Annotated in this window: 14 protein-coding genes; 1 reads left to right on the forward strand and 13 read right to left on the reverse strand. The window is 70.4% G+C overall.

Translation table 11 applies throughout. The features are described 5' to 3' along the window. Positions 1-71: 71 nt before the first annotated feature. The 10 genes from ACNJ7E_RS31830 to ACNJ7E_RS31875 all read right to left on the reverse strand — a co-directional run bounded on the left by ACNJ7E_RS31830 (position 72) and on the right by ACNJ7E_RS31875 (position 12,573). Positions 72-932 carry a 3-methyladenine DNA glycosylase gene (locus ACNJ7E_RS31830; protein ID WP_418341787.1) on the reverse strand — a complete coding sequence of 287 codons (861 nt, stop codon included), beginning with the start codon at positions 930-932 and terminating at the stop codon, positions 72-74. 4 nt (positions 933-936) lie between these two features. Then, on the reverse strand, positions 937-2,025 hold the full coding sequence (locus ACNJ7E_RS31835) for a hemolysin family protein (protein ID WP_280784528.1): 1,089 nt from the start codon (positions 2,023-2,025) through the stop codon (positions 937-939). Continuing rightward, entirely contained in the window at positions 2,018-3,388 is a 1,371-nt protein-coding gene (locus tag ACNJ7E_RS31840; RefSeq protein WP_005566225.1) for a hemolysin family protein, read from the reverse strand. The genes ACNJ7E_RS31835 and ACNJ7E_RS31840 overlap by 8 nt, the downstream gene beginning before the upstream one ends. Before the next feature lie 306 nt (positions 3,389-3,694). Then, the gene (locus tag ACNJ7E_RS31845; protein WP_009480507.1) at positions 3,695-5,131 is read right to left on the reverse strand and encodes a GuaB1 family IMP dehydrogenase-related protein; all 1,437 of its coding nucleotides are present in this window, start codon (positions 5,129-5,131) and stop codon (positions 3,695-3,697) included. A 3-nt stretch (positions 5,132-5,134) separates the two neighbouring features. Further along, positions 5,135-6,013 (reverse strand): DMT family transporter, encoded by an 879-nt coding sequence (locus ACNJ7E_RS31850; protein ID WP_283332382.1) that lies wholly within the window; start codon positions 6,011-6,013, stop codon positions 5,135-5,137. Positions 6,014-6,018: 5 nt separating this feature from the next. Beyond that, the gene (locus ACNJ7E_RS31855; protein WP_418341788.1) at positions 6,019-7,416 is read right to left on the reverse strand and encodes a DEAD/DEAH box helicase; all 1,398 of its coding nucleotides are present in this window, start codon (positions 7,414-7,416) and stop codon (positions 6,019-6,021) included. A gap of 95 nt (positions 7,417-7,511) precedes the next feature. Beyond that, a complete protein-coding gene (gene gndA, locus ACNJ7E_RS31860) occupies positions 7,512-8,963 on the reverse strand; it encodes an NADP-dependent phosphogluconate dehydrogenase (RefSeq protein WP_280784524.1) in 1,452 nt (483 codons plus the stop codon). Between the two features lie 152 nt (positions 8,964-9,115). Continuing rightward, complete coding sequence (locus tag ACNJ7E_RS31865) at positions 9,116-10,954, reverse strand: DEAD/DEAH box helicase (protein ID WP_280784523.1); 1,839 nt, start codon at positions 10,952-10,954, stop codon at positions 9,116-9,118. A 225-nt stretch (positions 10,955-11,179) separates the two neighbouring features. Then, positions 11,180-12,133: a M56 family metallopeptidase gene (locus tag ACNJ7E_RS31870; protein WP_418341789.1), complete on the reverse strand. Its 954-nt coding sequence runs from the start codon at positions 12,131-12,133 to the stop codon at positions 11,180-11,182. 26 nt (positions 12,134-12,159) lie between these two features. After that, positions 12,160-12,573, reverse strand: coding sequence for a BlaI/MecI/CopY family transcriptional regulator (locus ACNJ7E_RS31875; protein ID WP_005246077.1), 414 nt, complete (start codon positions 12,571-12,573; stop codon positions 12,160-12,162). A gap of 175 nt (positions 12,574-12,748) precedes the next feature. Here ACNJ7E_RS31875 and ACNJ7E_RS31880 point away from each other — a divergent pair, with 175 nt between their 5' ends. Then, positions 12,749-15,337, forward strand: a complete 2,589-nt coding sequence (locus ACNJ7E_RS31880) for a phosphatidylglycerol lysyltransferase domain-containing protein (RefSeq protein WP_418341790.1) — start codon at positions 12,749-12,751, stop codon at positions 15,335-15,337. 6 nt (positions 15,338-15,343) lie between these two features. Here the strand turns inward: ACNJ7E_RS31880 and ACNJ7E_RS31885 are convergent, their stop codons facing one another. The 3 genes from ACNJ7E_RS31885 to ACNJ7E_RS31895 are packed head-to-tail and all read right to left on the reverse strand — an operon-like array spanning position 15,344 to position 18,746. Then, the gene (locus tag ACNJ7E_RS31885; RefSeq protein ID WP_280784521.1) at positions 15,344-16,177 is read right to left on the reverse strand and encodes an ABC transporter ATP-binding protein; all 834 of its coding nucleotides are present in this window, start codon (positions 16,175-16,177) and stop codon (positions 15,344-15,346) included. Beyond that, positions 16,174-17,280, reverse strand: coding sequence for a FecCD family ABC transporter permease (locus tag ACNJ7E_RS31890; protein ID WP_280784520.1), 1,107 nt, complete (start codon positions 17,278-17,280; stop codon positions 16,174-16,176). The genes ACNJ7E_RS31885 and ACNJ7E_RS31890 overlap by 4 nt, the downstream gene beginning before the upstream one ends. Continuing rightward, complete coding sequence (locus ACNJ7E_RS31895) at positions 17,277-18,746, reverse strand: FecCD family ABC transporter permease (RefSeq protein ID WP_418341791.1); 1,470 nt, start codon at positions 18,744-18,746, stop codon at positions 17,277-17,279. Before ACNJ7E_RS31895 ends, ACNJ7E_RS31890 begins: the two co-directional genes overlap by 4 nt. Between the last annotated feature and the right edge of the window lie 47 nt (positions 18,747-18,793).

Consider the following 18,793-nt stretch of genomic DNA (forward strand, 5'->3'; position numbering starts at 1 on the left):
GTCGATGGTGGCGGCCGGCAGTTCGGTCTGCGTGACGATCTCGGAACAGTCGCGGTCGTAACCCGTGAGAGTCATGGGCTCACGGTAGCGAGCAACCGGTTGCACCGGTCGCGCAACGCGGCACGAAGCGGTGCGGCGCGGTCGGCCAGCGCCGACTGCTCCCGGACGTACTCGGCGCGGCCGTGCGGGGTCTCGATCGGGATCGGGGTGTACCCGTAGGCGGTGAGGTCGTACGGGCTGGCCCGCATGTCGAGTTCCCGTGCGGCGAGCGCCAGCTCGAAGCAGTCGACGGTCAGGTCCGAGTCGATCATCGGCGCCAGTTTGTAGCAGAACTTATACAGATCCATGGACGCGTGCAGGCACCCGGGCTGTTCCCGCCCGAGCTGGTCGTCGCGGGTCAACGGCTCACTGTTCCGCGGTTCGGCGGCGGGGGTGAAGAACCGAAACGCGTCGTAATGGGTGCACCGCAGGTTCAGCGACTCCACGACGGAGTCGGTGCCGCCCGGCCCGAGCCGCAGCGGGACGCTGCCGTGCCGAACCTCGTCGGAGCGGTAGACCATCGCCCACTCGTGCAGCCCGAAGCAGGACAGGTGGGTGGGACGCCCGGCGGTCGCCTCCATCAGGCGTGCGGTGAAGGCGACCGTGTCCGAGCGGCGCTGCAGGAATTCCGGGTCGACGGTGACGCCGGCATCGGTGCGGTGATACCCGCGGAGTTCGGCGTACTCCTGCCCGCCGGCGAGGACCGTTCCCCACCCGGGGTGCCAGCGCAGCAGCTGATTCGGCCGATAGCTGTAATAGGTGAAGAGGAAGTCGATCACCGGGTGGGGCTCGCCGCGTTCCCGGCGCTCCAGGTGCGGTCCGATCAGCGCGGATACCCTCGCCCGGTGCCGGTCGCGGCGAGGGATCCACTCCGACGCGTCCAGAACGTCCATCCGATCAGCTCGTTCGCTGTCCCGGATTGACGCCGTTGACGCGGTGGGTGCCGTCGCGGACGGTGCCCACGTATTCCTCGACGAGGTCCTCGAGGGCGACGATGCCGACGATCTGCCCGGACGCGTCCGCCGCCGCCCCCAGGTGCGAGCTGGCGCGCCGCAGACTCGCCAGGGCCTCCGCGAGCGGGGTGGTGGTCGACATGCACGGCAGCGGACGGATGTCCGACCGGGGGATGACGGTGTCGGGTCCGGCCTCCTCGTCGAGGATGTCGTCGAGGACGTCCTTGAGGTGCAGGTACCCGACCAGTGAGCCGTCGTCGGCGCGCACCGGGTACCGGGAGTACCCGGTCTCGACGACGGCCTCCTCGATGGCGCCGAGCCGGGTGCCGCCGTCCGACAGGGGGATGGTCCGGGCCTCGTCGAGCGGGATCATCACCTCGCTGACCGTGCGGTCGGTGGTCTCCAGCGCCTGGGTGAGCCGACGGTGTTCTTCCGCGTCGATCAGTCCCTCGGAACGGGACTCGCCGATCATCTCGGACAGTTCCACCGCCGACACGGTGACGTCGAGTTCGTCCTTCGGCTCCACCCGCAGCAACCGCAGCGTCAGGTTGGCGCACAGGTTGTAGAAGGAGATCAGCGGGCGGGCCAGCTTGATGAACAGCAGGTGCACCGGGACCAGCAGCATGGCCGTCCGCTCCGGGCCCGCGAGCGCGATGTTCTTCGGCACCATTTCACCCAGCAGGATGTGCAGCACCACGACCAGCGCCAGCGAGATCGTGAACGCCACCGGGTGCAGCAGCCCGGCGGGCAGGCCGACCGCGTGGAGCGGGACCTCGAGGAGATGCGCGATCGCCGGTTCGGCGACCTTGCCGAGCAGGATCGAGCAGATGGTGATGCCGAGCTGCGCGGCCGCGAGCATCAGCGACAGGTTCTCGCCCGCCGTGATCACGGTGCGGGCGCGTTTCTTGCCCTGCGACTCGAGGGCCTCGAGCCGGTCGCGGCGGGCCGAGATCAGCGCGAACTCGGCGCCGACGAAGAAGGCGTTGCCTCCCAGCAGCACGAAGGTGAGCAGCACACCGAAGAGGTCACTCATCGTCGTCCTCCTCGCTGTCGGTGTCGCCGGTCTCGTCGGGCTTGGGGGTGAGCAGCACCCGGTCGATGCGCCGGCCGTCCATGTGGGTGACGGTGGCGACCCAACGGCCGCCGGGGTCGTGCGCGCCCTCGGGCAGTGGCAGTTCCACCTCGTCGCCCTCGTCGGGTATCCGCCCGAGTTCGGTGAGGACGAGTCCGCCGAGGGTTTCGTACTCACCCTCGGGTGCGGTGTAGCCGGTGGTGTCGGAAACCTCGTCCACCCGGAGGAGCCCGGAGCAGGACCAGCCGTCACCGACCCGCTGGACGTCGATCTCGGATTCGTCGTGCTCGTCGCGGACGTCGCCGACGATCTCCTCGATCAGGTCCTCCATGGTGACCATCCCGGCGGTGCCGCCGTATTCGTCGACGACGAACGCGACCTGCATGCCGTCGGACCGGATCCGCTCCATCAGGGCGTCACCGTCCAGGCTGGAGGGCACCACCGGGACCTTCTGGGCCAGCGAGTTGAGGCGGGCGGTGCGCCGACGGTGGGCGGGCACCGCGAACGCATGCTTGATGTGGACGACGCCGACGGCGTCGTCCAGGTCCCCGTCGACGACGGGGAAGCGGGAGAACCCGGTGCGGGAGGCGGTGTCGATCAGGTCGGCGACGGTGTCCGTGGTGGACAGGGTCTCGATCTTCACGCGCGGGGTCATCAGTTCCTCCGCGGTGCGTTCCCCGAACCGCAACGATCGGTTCACCAGCAGCGCCGTGCCCTTGTCGATGGCGCCGCGCTGCGCGGACGTCCGCACGAGCGATCCCAGCTCCTGCGGGGACCGCGCCGACCGCAGCTCCTCGGCCGGTTCGATGCCGAGGCGTCGCACCAGCCAGTTCGCGGATCCGTTGAGCCCGTTGATGGCCCACTTGAAGATGAGCGAGAACGCCGCCTGCATGCCGGCCGTCGCGCGTGCCGTGGGCAGGGGGTGGGCGATGGCGAGGTTCTTCGGCACGAGCTCGCCGAACACCATCGAGAAGGAGGTCGCGAGGACGAGTGCGATCACCAACGACGTTGCCGCGGCAGCGGATTCACTGAACCCGATCGCGGACAGCACCGGGGTGATGAACCGGGCGAGGACCGGCTCGGACAGGTAGCCGGTGATCAGCGTGGTGATGGTGATGCCGAGCTGCGCCCCGGACAGCTGGAAGGACAGCGTGCGGTGGGCGTGCTGCACTTGCCGGGCCCGGCGGTCACCGTCGCGGGCGTGCGAGTCGACGGTGCTGCGTTCGAGGGCGGTGAGGGAGAACTCGGCCGCCACGAACAACGCGGTACCCGCGGTCAGGGCGAGAAAGCCGAGCAGGGCGAGAATGCTGAGCGCGATGTCCATGTGTCATCGCCGCCGAGCTGAGGAACGGGGGTCGCCGGGTTTGTCACCCGGCTCGCTAGAGGAGCCCTCCGAACCGGCGGAATCGGAGTCCGATTCCACGGAGCAGGAGGCGACGGCACTCCCGGAAACGGCGGGTGGGGCGCTTGCTTCGTGTGTGGGTGCCGCGGGCACCGGAGTCCTCTCGTTCGGCCTCGACGGCCCGGACGGGTCCGGCGCCGAGAACTGGTGTGGTTGAGCGACCCATGATACCGGTGGATGTCCGGTTCCGTGGAACAGGACACCCACCGGCGCATCAGGATGCGGTCGTCACCAGCCGGCCGGCAGCGGGCGGCCCTCGGCGAACCCGGCGGCGGACTGCACACCGAGAACGGCACGCTCGTGCAGTTCGGCGAGCGTCCGCGCGCCCGCGTACGTGCAGGTGCTGCGCACACCCGAACAGATGTGGTCGATCAGGTCCTCGACGCCGGGGCGTTCCGGGTCCAGGCGCATCCGGGAACTCGAGATACCCTCCTCGAACAGGCCTTTCCTGGCCCGGTCGAACGCGGTGTCCGTGGCGGTGCGCGCCGCGACCGCACGCTTGGAGGCCATGCCGAAGCTTTCCTTGTACGCGTTGCCGGACTGGTCCACCCGCAGGTCGCCGGGGGACTCGTAGGTGCCCGCGAACCACGACCCGATCATCACGTTCGACGCGCCGGCGGCGAGGGCGAGGGCGACGTCGCGGGGGTGACGGACGCCTCCGTCGGCCCACACGTGCGCGCCCATCGCGCGGGCCTGCGTGGCGCATTCCTCGACGGCGGAGAACTGCGGCCTGCCCACTCCGGTCATCATCCGGGTGGTGCACATCGCGCCCGGTCCGACCCCGACCTTTACAATGTCGGCGCCCGCGTCGATCAGGTCCCGGGTGCCGGCGGCGGACACGACGTTGCCGGCGACCAGCGGGACACCGAGGTCGGCCTTCTTCAGTGCGCCGAGGACGTCGATCATCTTCTGCTGGTGGCCGTGCGCGGTGTCGACGACCAGCAGGTCGGCCCCCGCGTCCACGAGGGCGCGGGCCTTCGCGGCGACGTCGCCGTTGACGCCGACGGCCGCGGCGACCCGCAGCTTCCCGTTGCCATCGACGGCGGGCTGGTAGATGCCGTCCCGGATGGCGCCGGTGCGGGTGAGGACCCCGGCGAGGGTGCCGTCGGGGTGGACGATCACGGCGAGGGAGTCGTGTTTGCCCTCGAGGAGTTCGAACACCTCCCGCGGCGACGCGGAGTCGGGGGCGGTGACGAAGTCGGTGAGCGCCACCGAGCGCAGTCGCGCGAACCGGTCGACGTCCGTGCAGGAGCCCTCGGTGACGACGCCGACGGGGCGGTCGTTCTCGACGACGACCACGGCGCCGTGCGCCCGCTTCGGCAGCAGCGCCAGGGCGTCGGAGACGGCGGCGTCGGGGCCGAGCGTGACCGGGGTGTCGGCGACCAGGTGCCTGCTCTTGACGAACGACACGGTCTCCGCGACGGCGGGTGCCGGAAGGTCCTGGGGGAGTACCACCAGACCGCCGCGGCGGGCGACCGTTTCCGCCATGCGCCGTCCCGAGACCGCCGTCATGTTGGCGACGACGATCGGAATGGTGGTGCCCGACCCGTCCGAGGTGGCCAGGTCGACGTCGAATCGCGAGGTGACCTCGGTGCGGTTCGGCACCAGGAACACGTCGTCGTACGTCAGGTCATAGGGAGGGCGATGCCCGTCGAGGAACTGCACATGTCAGGACGATACCGGGGAAGTTGCGGCGGTGTCGGATGTCCGCTGGGCCTGCGACCTGGACAGTCCGATCGTGGCCACCAGCATCACCGCGACCGCGCAGCCGACCACCACCAGTCCGGGGCCCGCCACCCGCAGCCGCTCGTCGAGGACGGTCATGCCGAGGAACACGGCGGCGAGTGGTTCTGCGATGGTCAGCGCGGGCAGCGACGCGGACAGCGGTCCCACCTGGAAGCCGCGCTGCTGCAGGTACACCCCGACCAGGCCGGCGGCGACGAGCGCCCATGCCTGCCAGCTGCTCAGCACCGCCCACAGTCCGTGGGGCACGAGTTCGACGACGTATTTGGTGAACGCGACCGCCACCCCGTACAGGATGCCGCCGGCCCCGCCGAGCAGCAGCGCCCGCCATCCGGGGTCGATCTTCGACATCCCCGCGGCGGCCGCGACCGCCACCACGGCGAGGAGGATGCCGAGCGGCACCACCCATTCGCGGAACGGGGCGTCGATGTTGCCCTCGGTGGGGTCGCCGATCACCAGGAACACCGCGAGCGCGACAGCCAGCGCGACGGCGAGGGCCCAGGTGGTGCGGCTGAGCCGGTACCCGGAGAACTTCGCCGACAACGGCAACGCGAACAGCAGCGCGGTCACCAGCAGCGGCTGCACCACGAGCACCGATCCGAGCGCCAACGCCACCGCCTGCATCGCGTACCCGCCGCCGTCCCCGACGAAGCCGGCCCACCAGCGGGGACTGCGCAGCAGGGTGGTCATCAACGCGGCGTCCTCGGGGACCGCGGACGCCGCGCTCTGCTGGGCGACCGACGCGCACGCGAACAGCAACGCCGCGATCAGCGCGCACACGATCGACGCGAACGGCAGGGACATGCCTCTCAGTGTGCCCCGCGGTTGCGGTGTCCGTGCGGAGTTGACGCAGGTCCGGGTTTCCGGCCGCGTCGGGCACCCGCCCGTGGTGCTCCGCCGTCCCCGGGGCGGCCGCGGCGGGCCGGGCGACCCCCGGTGTCGTGCGCCTGCCTGCCCTTCTTCGGGGTGTCCTGCGCCGGTGCCCGGGTGTCGGGCGCGGGGACCGCCTTCCCGGTGGGGCGGCGGGCGCCGGTGATCTCGGCCAGCACCGTGTCGCCGGGCCGCACCCGCACGCCGTCCACCTCGATCCCGGCCTTGCGGGTCAGCTTCTCGACCTCGGCGCGCTCGACCTCGGTGACGAGGGTGACCACCACGCCGGACTCGCCGGCGCGGGCGGTGCGGCCCGCGCGGTGCAGGTAGTCCTTGGGGTCGGCCGGGGGGTCGACGTGGACGACGAGCGAGATGTCGTCGACGTGGATGCCGCGGGCCGCCACGTCGGTGGCGACCAGGACCGGGGTGGTGCCGTCGGCGAACGATTCGAGGGTGCGGGTGCGGTTGTTCTGCGCCTTGCCGCCGTGCAGGGCGCCCGCGGAGATGCCCGCCTCGTGGAGTTGCTGCGCGAGCCGGTCCACTCCGTACTTGGTGCGCACGAACATGAGGGTCCGCCCCGCACGTGAACCGATATGTGCCACAACGGATCTCTTGTCGGCCCGGTCGACGAACAGCAGGTGGTGGCGCATGGTGCTCACCGACGCGGTGACCGGCGCCGTCGAGTGGGTGACCGGGTCCCGCAGGTACCGGCGGACGAGGGTGTCGACCTCCCCGTCGAGGGTCGCCGAGAACAGCAGCCGCTGACCATGCGCCGGGGTCTTGTCGAGGATCGTCGTGACCTGCGGCATGAACCCCAGGTCGGCCATGTGGTCGGCCTCGTCGAGCGTCAGTACGGTCACGTCGTCCAGGGACACCGACCCCTGCGCCACGTGATCGGCGAGGCGTCCCGGCGTCGCGATCAGCAGGTCGACCCCCCGCGACAGGATCTCGACCTGACGTTTGATGGGAATCCCGCCGACGACGTTCGCCACCCGCAATCCCACGGACAGGGCCGGCTCGTCCAGCGCCCGCTCGATCTGCAACGCCAGTTCACGGGTGGGCACCAGCACGATGCCGCGCGGGAAGCCCCGCCTGCTCGCGGCGCCCTTGAGTCGCACGAGCATCGGCAGTCCGAAGGCGAGGGTCTTCCCGGACCCGGTCGGCGCGCGGCCGAGTACGTCGCGGCCCGCGAGGACGTCGGGAATGGTGGCCGCCTGGATCGGGAACGGCGCCCCGATGCCGCTGCGGTCGAGGGCGTGGGTCATCACCGCGGGGAGACCGAGCGCGAGGAACGTCTCACCCACCGGTGCGGGGGAGGAGAACTCGTCGTCGGGCATATCGAGAAGGCTACCGCCTCCGAGAGGGGCCTCCGACGCCTCGGCCGTGACGTACACGCGGTACGTCACGGCCGGGGACGGGCAGTGTGCGAGGCTCAGGCCTGCACTTCGCTGCGGTCACCGCTCCAGAGGGTGTGGAACTTGCCGTCCGCGTCGATCCGCTCGTAGGTGTGGGCGCCGAAGAAGTCGCGCTGCCCCTGTGTCAGGGCGGCGGGCAGCCGCTCCGCGCGCAGGGCGTCGTAGTAGGACAGTGACGACGCGAACGCCGGCACCGGGATCCCCAGCAGTGTGGCGGTGGAGACCACCCGGCGCCAGCTGTCGATGGCCGTCTCGATGGCGTCCCGGAAGTACGGGGCCAGGATGAGGCTCGGCAGCTTCGGGTTCTCGTCGTATGCGTCCTTGATGCGGTTGAGGAACCGGGCGCGGATGATGCAGCCGCCACGCCAGATGGTCGCGAGGTCGGCGGGGTGCAGGTCCCAGTCGTATTCGGCGCTGCCGGCCGCGATCTGGTCGAATCCCTGCGCGTAGGCCACGACCTTCGACGCGTACAGGGCCTGCCGGATGTCCTCGGTGAACTGGGCGGCATCGGTGGGCTTGTCGGCGAGGACGCCGGACGCCAGCCCGACCGCGGCCTTGCGCTGCTCGCGGGACCCGGACAGGGCGCGGGCGAACACGGCCTCGGCGATCCCGGTGACGGGGACACCGAGGTCGAGCGCGGACTTGACGGTCCAGCGGCCGGTGCCCTTCTGCTCGGCGGCGTCGACGATCACGTCGACGAGCGGCTTGCCGGTCTTGGCGTCCTTCTGCCGCAGCACCTCCGCGGTGATCTCGACGAGGTAGCTTTCGAGGTCGCCGCCGTTCCAGTCGGTGAACACGTCGGCGATCTTCCCGGCGTCGTAGCCGAGGGCGGATCCGAGCAGGTTGTACGCCTCGCCGATGAGCTGCATGTCGGCGTACTCGATGCCGTTGTGCACCATCTTCACGAAGTGGCCGGACCCGTCGGGGCCGATGTGCGTGCAGCAGGGGGTGCCGTCGACCTGCGCGGCGATCGACTCGAGCAGCGGTCCGAGGGCCGCGTAGGACTCCTTCGGGCCGCCCGGCATGATCGACGGACCGTTGAGCGCGCCCTCCTCACCGCCGGAGATGCCGGCGCCGACGAAGTGCAGGCCACGCTCCCTCAGTGAGGCCTCGCGGCGGATCGTGTCCGTGTACAGGGCGTTGCCGCCGTCGATGATGATGTCACCGGGCTCCATCGCCGCGGCGAGTTCCTCGATGACGGCGTCGGTGGGGTCGCCGGCCTTGACCATGATCAGCACGCGGCGCGGCTTCTGCAGCGCGCCCACGAACTCCTCGATCGTCTCGGTGCGGACGAAGTCGCCCTCGCTGCCGTGCTCCTCGATGAGGGCGTCGGTCTTGGCGATGCTGCGGTTGTGCAGCGCGACCGTGTGACCGTGCCGGGCGAAGTTGCGGGCGATGTTCGAGCCCATGACGGCCAGTCCCGTGACGCCGATCTGGGCGCGGGCACCCTCAGTGTTGTCGATAGTCATGGATACAGCATTCCCTCTCGCTCGGCGGTAGTGAAATCGGCGGCTACGAAAAGCTCGACCGCCTAACCCAAACATACGAAGGCCGGCCGTCGCACATGCGACGNCCGGCCTTCTCTCACACTTCGATATTCGGTTGTCGGATCAGCGATCGATCAGCTGCGGCGCTCACGCCGCGGGCCGTCGAAACCGTCGTACGAGCGACGCTCCGTGCGGCTGCGGAATCCGCCACCGGTCGTCGCCGCGGGGCGACGCTCCGACGTGGCCGCGGGGCGGCGATCGTCACGGCGGTCATCCCGGCGATCGTCGCGACGGAACCCGCCTGCCGCACCGCGGTTGTCGCCGAAGTCGCGGCGGGGTGCGCTGCGGTCGAAGCTGCGCTCGCCGGTTCCGCGGTGGCTGTCGCCGCGGTCGCCGAAGTCGCGGCGCGGGGCCCGATCCGTGAACGTCCGGTTGTCCCGGTCGCCGCGGTAGCCGCCGCCACGGTTGTCACCGTCGCGCTGCGGACGGTCGCCCCGGTAGCCGCCGGACCGGTTGTCGGTCTGGTCGCGGCGCGGGCCGCGACCCTCGAAGCTGCGACCACCCGACGGACGGTCGCCGAAGCTGCGCTCACCACGGTCGCCGCGGTCGTTGCGATTGCCGCGGTAGCCGCCGCCGTCGCGGCCGGCGTATCCGCCCTCACGGCGGGGTCCGCGGTCACCGAACTTGCGGTCGCCGCCACGCTCACCGCGGGAGTAGGTGTCGCGCACCGGTTCTCCGCTGGGCGCCTTGGCGCCGGTGATGCTGGCCAGCTTCTCCGAGCCGGGGGTGACGGGTACGGCGGTGGCGTCGACACCGGCCATCCCGGTCAGGCGGCGGAACGTGCGCTTCTGGTTGGGGAGCACGATCGCGACGACGGTGCCCTTCTCGCCTGCACGGGCGGTTCGGCCTGCACGGTGCAGGTAGTCCTTGTGGTCGGCGGGCGGATCGACGTGCACGACCAGGTCGATGCCGTCGACGTGGATGCCGCGGGCGGCGACGTCCGTCGCGACGAGCACGGGGGTGCGGCCGTTCTTGAACCGTTCGAGGACCCGGGTGCGCTGGTTCTGCGCCTTGCCGCCGTGCAGCGCCTCGGCGGCGATTCCCACCGCGCGGAGGCGGTCGGTGATGCCCTCGCAGCCGAGCTTGGTGCGGGCGAACATGATCGTGCGGCCGTCGCGGGCACCGATTTCCGCGAGGACGTTGTCCTTCTGGCCGCGGTCGACGAGCAGCACGTAGTGCTCCATCGTGTCGACGCTGGCGCGACCGTCCTCGGTGGAATGCTGCACGTGGTCGGGCAGGAACTGGCGGACCAGCGACTGCACCTCACGGTCCAGGGTGGCCGAGAACAGGAGACGCTGGCCGTCGGCCCGGGTTTCCCCGAGGATGGCCCGGACCTCGGGCAGGAAGCCCATGTCGGCCATCTGATCGGCCTCGTCGAGCGCGGTGATCTCGATGGAGTCGAGGATGCAGGTGCCCTGACGCAGGTGGTCGTTCAACCGGCCGGGGGTGGCGACGAGGATGTCGACGCCGCGGCGCAGCTGGTCGACCTGCTTGCTGAACGGGGTGCCGCCGACGGCGGGGCGGACGGTCAGTCCCATGGCCCCGGCGTACGAGTTGAGGGAGTCGACCACCTGGAACGCGAGTTCACGGGTGGGAACGAGCACCAGCGCGCGGGGACGCTTGGGTGCGGGCCGGTCCTCGTGCCGGGACAGGCGGGTGAGCATCGGCAGGCCGAATGCGAGGGTCTTGCCCGATCCGGTCTGTGCGCGGCCGAGGACGTTGGTACCGGCCAGCGCGTCGGGGACGGCCAGCGCCTGGATCGGCGACGGGACGGTGATGGAGTTGCGGGCGAGGGCCTGCACCAGGGGTGCGGGCAGGCCGATCTCGGCGAACGTCACGGTGGCGTTCTGGTCAGGGGTTTCGGTCTCGGTCTGCTCTAGTGGGGCAGACGTCGTCTGGACAGCGTTGGTCACGCAAATACCTCTCCGGGCATAGGGCGCGTCGCGGAGCGGGGGCTGTCATGCAGCACGCACAAAGGGACGAGCCAGGGCACATGTCACCTGGTCAATCCATTCGCGGAAGTGCGGGGAATTGGGCTGTGTGCCGTTTCAGTGTTGATGGGCCGCAGTGGCGACCGTCGACCAGTGTACGCGACGGGGCACCCGGTTATCGAACCCGGCGGGATGTGAGCTGGGTGACTACACGGCGCTGAACAACCGGCTCAGTTCGGTGAGCCAGGGGACGGCGACGGCGATGGTCGGCACCACGAGGATGGCCACCGACGCGGCGTAGGCGGCGAGAGCCACCGGGGTTCCCGCCTCCGGGGAGGCCAGGCGCTGCACCCGCAGCAGGGTGCTGGGACCACCCGCGGCCATGGCGCCCTTGGGGGCGATCGACCCCGAACAGGCGACGAGCGCGCGGGCCAGCGCGGTCGGTCCGGTGGCGCGGACGGCGGAGTCGTCGGCCAGCATCTCGACCAGCAACTGCACCGACCCAAGCGCGGACTTGCTGCGCACGACGGTGGGGAAGGCGGCGTTGACCGCGGTGAACGCCTCGAGGACGAGGTCGTGCCGGGCCCGCAGATGGGACCGCTCGTGGGTGAGGATCGCGGTGATCTCCGCGTCGTCGAGATTGGTGAACGTGCCCTGGCTCAGCACCACCCGCTGGCGCAGACCGGGCAGGCAGTAGGCGATGGGCTCGGTGACGTCGAGGACCCGCAGGTCCGGGGTGCGGGCGAGCGGTGACGAGGAATCGCAGCGGTCGAGGAGGTCGACCAGCATGCGGTGCCGGGCGCGTCGGCGACGGGTGCGGACCCCGACCTGCACGATCGCGAAGATCAGTTTGGCGCCGACGAGGAGGGTGAGCGCAAAGACCACCACGTACAGCAGCCACAGGGGCAGGCCCAGGGCGTCGATCTCGGCGACCGGCGCCGTGGTCGGGCGTCCGTCCGGTCCGGGGACCAGGAGCTGGCTGGCGATCGCGAGGCCCGAACTGAATGCGGACAGAACTGCGGCGAGGGCGATTGCCTGCCACAGCACGAGTGCTGCTCGGGGGGCGCGATGCGGCCATCGGGCACGACTCAACAGCGCAGGGACAGGCCCTGCGAGTAGAAGTGCGAGTACTCCGAATACCAGCGCGGTGGTGGCGTCCATGTCCTACTCATCATGCATGACGAACGTCAGCCGGCGCGAACGGTTCCCGACTGATTGTCTCCGGTGGACCGCTCCTTGGCCTCGAGCGCGGCGAGGGCCTCGCGGAGCGCGTCGGCCTCGTCGGCGCCGACCTGGCCGACGAAGTGCACGAGTGCGGCGGCGCGGCTGCCGGACTTGTCGGCCTGCTGCAGTGCGTCCACCATGAGGCTCGCGACGAGCTCCTCACGCTGGTGCACCGGCAGGTATCGGTGGGCGCGGTCGTCGCGCTGCTGAATGACGAGGTGCTTCTTCGCCAGTCGCTGGAGCACTGTCATGACAGTCGTGTACGCGAGTTCACGGCGTGCCGCCAGTGCCTCGTGTACCTGCCGTACCGTCTGCGGTTCCGAAGTGGACCACAGGTGATCCATCACTGCGCGTTCGAGTTCGCCGAGTCCAGCCATAAACCGATTCTACGGATACGACGACGCAGATACGTACTACTGGTAGTAGTAAAACTGCGTCACAGCGTGTGGTATTGGCCATACTTCGAAGGGGTGGATTACGGTCGGGTTGGCAGCGGCCGACCCGCCGGGCAAGCGTTCGTTCTCGACATCGCGGAGAGTGGGGACCTGGCGGATGAAGACCGACGACAGCGCGACGACCGGGCACGATGCGGCGGCCAGGGTCAAGGGTCAGACCGGGCGGGCAGCGGAACGGGTCTGGGGCGGGGTGCGGGGTGCACCGGTCAGCATTGCGCTGCTGGTGGTGATCTGGATACTCGCGATCGCCACGTCCAGTGTGATCAGCGGCCCCTCCCACGACCTGTCCCAGCACGTCGCGATCGGGATCCGGGCGTTCCAGAACGGGTGGGTGTGGACCCTGCTCACGGCCGGGCTGTGGGGCGACGACGTCCTGGCGTACCTGTCGACGACCGTCCTCGTCCTCGTGGCGGCCGCACCGCTGGAACGTCGCATGGGGTCGGCGCGGTTCGCGCTGGCCGCGGTCGCCACCCAGGTGCTCGGCGGGCTGCTCGCACTGTCGGTGGCCGCCGTCGCGAAGGTCGTCGACGCGAACTGGGGTTTCCGGCTGCACGTGGGCATGGCCGTCGGCCCGAGCACGTGGATCGTCGGTGCCGCGATGGTCGCCAGTTCGAACATGGGCACCCTGTGGCGTCGGCGGATCCGCGTCGGCGTCCTCGTGTTCACCATCACCCTGGCACTGTTCAGTGGGTCGCTGCAGGACGTGGTCCGGCTCGCCGCGGCCGTGGTCGGGCTGGTGATCGGCCGCTGGATCGTCGGCCGCTCCGCCCGCGGCGAACGGATCGCGGGCACCCAGCGTGAGGGCCGGGTGCTGGTCGCGATCATCGTGGCGGCCAGTGCGATCGGCCCGATGATCGCGGCGCTGTCCGCGGAGGCGGTCGGACCGCTCGCCGTGCTCCGTGACCTGTTCCGCGGCATCCCCTACACGGCCGGCGAGGTGCGCGACCTGTGCGAGGTGTCGGCGTCGGACCCCGAATGCCGGCGCGGGCTGCTCGAACTGCGCCTGTCCGGGGTCGGGCCGACCCTGCTGAGTCTGATGCCGTCCCTGTTCCTCCTCACCCTCAGCGACGGCCTCCGACGGGGCCGTCGCTTCGCGTGGGTCGCGTCCGTGATCGCCCAGGTGATCCTGCTGGTGCTGTCGCTGCTGAACTTCGCGGTCCGGTTCGTGGACTCCCTCGACGAGGACTCCCTGTTCTACGGTCTCGCCGACCCGAACCTGTACCGGACGCTGGTGCCGTTCCTGACGCCGCTGGCGATCCTGATCGTGCTGCTCGCCACCCGGCGGTTCTTCGACGTCTCCGCCCCGGCCGGCACCTACCGGCGGCTGGCCGTCGTCCTGGTGTCCGTCCTGGGCGGGCTCGCCGTCCTCTACGTCCTGGGCGGGCTGTGGGCGCGGAACGGTTTCGACCCCCGGCCCGGCATGGCGACGCTGCTCGCCGACTTCCCGGAGCGGCTCATCCCGCCCGTGTACCTGCAGTGGCTCGACCCCCGGCTGCTGCCGGTGAGCATTCCCGCGACCCTGCTGTACGAGTGGACCGGGGTGGTGTTCTGGGTGGCGGCGTGCGCGCTCGTCGCCGCGACGTTCCTCAGTCCCGCCATCGGATCGGACTCGGAGTCCGCCGAACGGGCCCGCGCCCTGCTGAAGTCGGGGAGCGGAAGCCCGCTGTCCTGGATGACGACGTGGCGCGGCAACAACTACTGGTTCTCCGCCGACGGCACCGGCTACGTCGCGTACCGTGTCCTCGCCGGTGTCGCACTCACCACCGGCGACCCGGTCGGCCCGCCGGACCGGTTGCGGGACAACGTCGAACACTTCGCCGAATTCGCCGCCGCCAACGGGTGGATCCCGTGCTTCTATTCGGTGACCGGGGAGGTCCGCGCCGTCACGGACGCCCTCGGCTGGAGCGGCATCCAGGTCGCCGAGGAGACGGTGCTGGATCTGGGGCAGATCGCGTTCACCGGAAAGCGATTCCAGGACGTCCGGACCGCCCTGAACAAGGCGAAGAAGTCGGGGATCACCGCGGAATGGGTCAGCTTCCCCAGCGCCCCCCGGTCGATCACCGACCAGATCACGGCGATCTCCGAGGAATGGGTGGCCGACAAGGGGATGCCCGAGATGGGGTTCACGCTCGGCGGACTCGACGAGGTCGACGACCCGGAGGTGCGCTGCCTGGTCGCCGTCGACGAGGACCGCACCGTCCACGGCGTCACGTCCTGGTTGCCGGTGTACCAGGACGGGCGGGCGGTCGGCTGGACCCTCGACTTCATGCGGCGGCGCTCGGAAGGGTTCCGGCCGGCGATGGAGTTCCTCATCGCGTCCGCGGCGCTGAAACTGGAGGAGGAGGGGGCGCAGTTCCTGAGCCTGTCCGGCGCCCCGCTCGCCAAGGTCGAACAACCGGACGGCGACGCCGACGAGCAGGAACGGTCGGAGTCGTCGAGCCTGTCGGCGGTGATGGACAGCGTTCTCGATCTGCTCGGCCGGACCCTGGAACCGGTGTACGGGTTCCGTTCGCTGCTGGCGTTCAAGTCGAAGTTCCAGCCCCGGTACGTGGCCATGCACATGACGTTCGCCGACCCGGCCGCCCTGCCGAGCATCGGCAACGCCGTCGGCAGGGCGTACCTGCCGACGGTGTCGCTGGGACAGAGTTACCGGCTGGTGCGGACGATGATCGGCGGCCGACGCTGACAGCCGCTACTTCGACTCCGGTCCGCCGACCGCGCCGTACACGTGGCGGGTGCCGATCGGCACCACCAGCGGGCGATCGGACACCGGGTCGGCGATGACCGCGGCCTCGAGACCGAACACCTCGAGCAGGAGTTCGGCGGAGATGATGTCCTTCGGCGCGCCGGCCGCGACGATGGTGCCGTCCCGCATGACGATCAGCTGATCGCTGTAGCGGATCGCGAGGTTCAGGTCGTGGAGCACCATCACCACAGTGCGGCCCAGCTCCTCATGCATCCGGTCCACCAGGTCGAGCACCTCGATCGAGTGCGCCAGGTCCAGGTAGGTGGTGGGCTCGTCGAGCAGGAGGATGTCGGTTCCCTGCGCGAGGGCCATCGAGATCCAGGCCCGCTGACGCTGACCACCCGACAGTTGGTCGACGGGGCGGTCCGCGAGGTCGGACACCCCGGTCAACGCGAGCGCCTCGGCGACCTCGCCCTCGTCGTCGGACGACCACTGCCGCAGCCACGACTGGTGTGGGTGCCTGCCGCGGGCCACCAGGTCGGCCACCGTGAGCCCCTCGGGGGCCAGCGGCGCCTGGGGAAGCATGCCCAGTGTGCGGGCGACGTCCTTGGTGCGCATCGAGCCGATGGCCTTGCCGTCGAGCAGCACCGAACCGTTGCGCGGCTTCAGCAGCCGCCCCAGCGCGCGCAGCAGCGTGGACTTGCCGCAGCCGTTCGGCCCGATCACGGTGGTGATCACCCCGGTCCTCACCTCGAGGTCGAGGTTGTCGACGATGACCCGGTCGCCGTACCCGAGGCTCAGGTTCTCGGCGATCAGTCGAGAGTCAGTCTGCACGGTCATGCCGAGACCTTCCGATTGTTGCGCACCAGCAGATACAGCAGGAATGGACCGCCGAGTGCGGAGGTGACGATACCCACCGGCAGCTCGACGGGCAGGATCGTGCGGGCGACGACGTCGCTGCCCACCACGAGCACGGCGCCGGTCAGGGCGGACGCGATGAGCGGCGGGCCGGCGGACCGCACCAGCCGCAGCGCCACCTGCGGTGCGGCGAGCGCGACGAAGCCGACCGGGCCCGCTGCCGCGGTCGCGATGCCGGCCAGGGCGACGGCCATGAGCAGGAGCCGGGCCTGCGACCACTGCAGCCGCACACCCAGCGACACCGCGTTGTCGTCGCCGAGGCGGAGCGCGCCCATCGTGAACGACGAGATCACCGCGTAGCCGCCGACGAGGACGACGGCGATGGTGACGGGCCACACCTGACTCCAGGCGGCGCCGTTGAGGGACCCGTTGAGCCACACCTGGGCCCGCGACGCGTCGTTGATGTCCGCGGAGATCAGCAGCCAGCCGGTGACGGCGATCAGCATGGCGTTGATGCCGATGCCGATCAGGATCAGCCGGTAACCCTCCACCCCGCCGCGCCACGCGAGCAGGTAAATGACCAGCGCGGTGAGCAATCCGCCGAACAGGGCGGCCAGCGGGATGCCCAGGGTGGCGAGGAGGCCGACGAAGCTGCCGCCGCCGCCGAGGACGATCAGCGCGACCGCGGCGGCGCTGGCACCGGACGTGATGCCGAGGATGTCTGGGCTGGCGAGGGCGTTGCGGGCGATCGACTGGGTGATGGCGCCGGCCAGGCCGAGGGCCATGCCGATGAACACCCCGGTCAGCGACCGCGGCAGCCGGAGGTCCATGACGATGAAGTTCTGGGCCTTCGTGCCGCCGCCGAACAGCACCCGGGTGACCTCGGGGATCGACAGCGGGTAGTCGCCGCGACCGATGTTGAGGCACAGCACCAGGAACAGCGCCACCAGCAGGGCCACGTTCACGGCGATGCCGAGGGGGCGCAGGACCAGGGAGATCGGTCCGAGCCGGAACGCGGGGCGGGCCGGGACGCGGGACGCCGGGGCGGCCCCGAGGTCGGGGCGCACTTCGTCGCGAGTGATCACAGGCTTGCCAACTTTCTGCGCCGAACCAACGCGATGAAGAACGGTGCACCGAACACTGCCAGCACGATCCCCACCTGCAACTCACCCGGCCGGACCACGACGCGTCCGATGACGTCGGCGGTCACGAGCATGACGCCGCCGAGGAGCCCGGCGTAGGGGACCAGCCACCGGTAGTCGGGGCCGGTGATCGCCCGCGCGACGTGGGGGACGACGAGACCGATGAACGCGATCGGACCGCACGCCGCGGTGGCCGCACCGGTGAGGAGGGTGATCGCGACGATGCCGAGTGCGCGGCTGGCCGCGATGTTCGTGCCCAGCGACCGTGCCACGTCCTCGCCGAGGCTGAGGACGTTCAGGCCCGGTGTGCTGACGAGGGCGAGGATCAGTCCGATGACGAGGAACGGCAGCACCTGCCACAGCACGTCGAAGCCGCGGCCGGCCACCGACCCGACCACCCAGAAACGGTAGGAGTCGAGGCTGGACTGGTCGACGATGATGATTGCGTTGGTCATCGCCTGCAGGAAGAACGCGACGGCGGCGCCGGCCAGGGCCAGGCTCAGCGGGCTCGCCGCCCCGTTCCCGATCGATGACAGCCCGAACACGACCACGCTCGCCGCGAACGACCCGGCGAACGCGAACCACAGGTATTCACTGGGCGCGCTGAACCCGAACAGGTACATCGACAGCACCACGAGGAATGCGGCGCCCGCGTTGAGACCGAGGAGGCCGGCGTCGGCGAGCGGGTTGCGGGTGTGCCCCTGGATGAGGGCGCCCGCGACACCGAGCGCCATTCCGACGATGAGTCCCAGTGCGGTGCGCGGGCCGCGGAGGGTGCGCACGATGATGTCGGTCTGCGAACCGTCCGCGTCGAACAGTGCATGGAAGATCTCCGCGAACGACAGCGGCCGCGCCCCGACGGCGACGCTGGCGAGGAGCACCAACCCGAGCAGGACCACGAGGACGCCCAGCCCGACGAGCCGACGTCGCCGGATCGCCGCGACCGACACGTCCTTCTCGCGGACGGTGAAGCCCTCGTCGGACGCGGTGCTCTCCCGCACGACCTCGGCTCCGGAACGCCGGAACACCCGCTGCAGCGACCGTTTCGGGCCGATCGCGTCCTGGGTGTGGGTGTCGCGGGTGACCAGGCCGACCCAGCCCTTGCCCGAGCTCTGGCCGGTGTTGCCCTCGCGGAAACCGCGGTTCCACAGGGCCAGTCCGAGGGCGATCGCGACGGCGGCGCCGCCGAACACGACCCGGTCCGCCTGCCCGCCGCCGTTGTCGTCGCGGAGGGACTCCACGATGTACCAGCCGAGGACGAGGGGGATGGCCACTATCCCGATGTCGAGCAGTCCCGCGAGTGCCCGGAGGTACAGGGGGGCGGGACCGCGCGGGACGTCGCGCTTCCCGTAGGGCTCGTCGGTCGGCAGGTGCGGGATGTCGCTGCCGAACTGTCTCGTCGTCGTCACTGGCGGGGGAAGCTCCTGACGTGTGTGCCTGTGCACCGGATCTGCAC

The sequence above is a fragment of the Rhodococcus mengyinensis genome (assembly GCF_048381435.1).
GTDB classification, from domain to species: Bacteria; Actinomycetota; Actinomycetes; order Mycobacteriales; family Mycobacteriaceae; genus Rhodococcus_F; species Rhodococcus_F opacus_D.

What these genes read in the sequence shown, in the direction of transcription:
- ACNJ7E_RS31885 (WP_280784521.1), bottom strand. Translation starts at nt 16,177, where the DNA reads ATGACCGTGCAGACTGACTCTCGACTGATCGCCGAGAACCTGAGCCTC.
- ACNJ7E_RS31830 (WP_418341787.1), bottom strand. Translation starts at nt 932, where the DNA reads ATGGACGTTCTGGACGCGTCGGAGTGGATCCCTCGCCGCGACCGGCAC.
- ACNJ7E_RS31880 (WP_418341790.1), top strand. Translation starts at nt 12,749, where the DNA reads ATGAAGACCGACGACAGCGCGACGACCGGGCACGATGCGGCGGCCAGG.
- ACNJ7E_RS31855 (WP_418341788.1), bottom strand. Translation starts at nt 7,416, where the DNA reads ATGCCCGACGACGAGTTCTCCTCCCCCGCACCGGTGGGTGAGACGTTC.
- ACNJ7E_RS31835 (WP_280784528.1), bottom strand. Translation starts at nt 2,025, where the DNA reads ATGAGTGACCTCTTCGGTGTGCTGCTCACCTTCGTGCTGCTGGGAGGC.
- ACNJ7E_RS31850 (WP_283332382.1), bottom strand. Translation starts at nt 6,013, where the DNA reads ATGTCCCTGCCGTTCGCGTCGATCGTGTGCGCGCTGATCGCGGCGTTG.
- ACNJ7E_RS31875 (WP_005246077.1), bottom strand. Translation starts at nt 12,573, where the DNA reads ATGGCTGGACTCGGCGAACTCGAACGCGCAGTGATGGATCACCTGTGG.
- ACNJ7E_RS31870 (WP_418341789.1), bottom strand. Translation starts at nt 12,133, where the DNA reads ATGGACGCCACCACCGCGCTGGTATTCGGAGTACTCGCACTTCTACTC.
- ACNJ7E_RS31840 (WP_005566225.1), bottom strand. Translation starts at nt 3,388, where the DNA reads ATGGACATCGCGCTCAGCATTCTCGCCCTGCTCGGCTTTCTCGCCCTG.
- gndA (WP_280784524.1), bottom strand. Translation starts at nt 8,963, where the DNA reads ATGACTATCGACAACACTGAGGGTGCCCGCGCCCAGATCGGCGTCACG.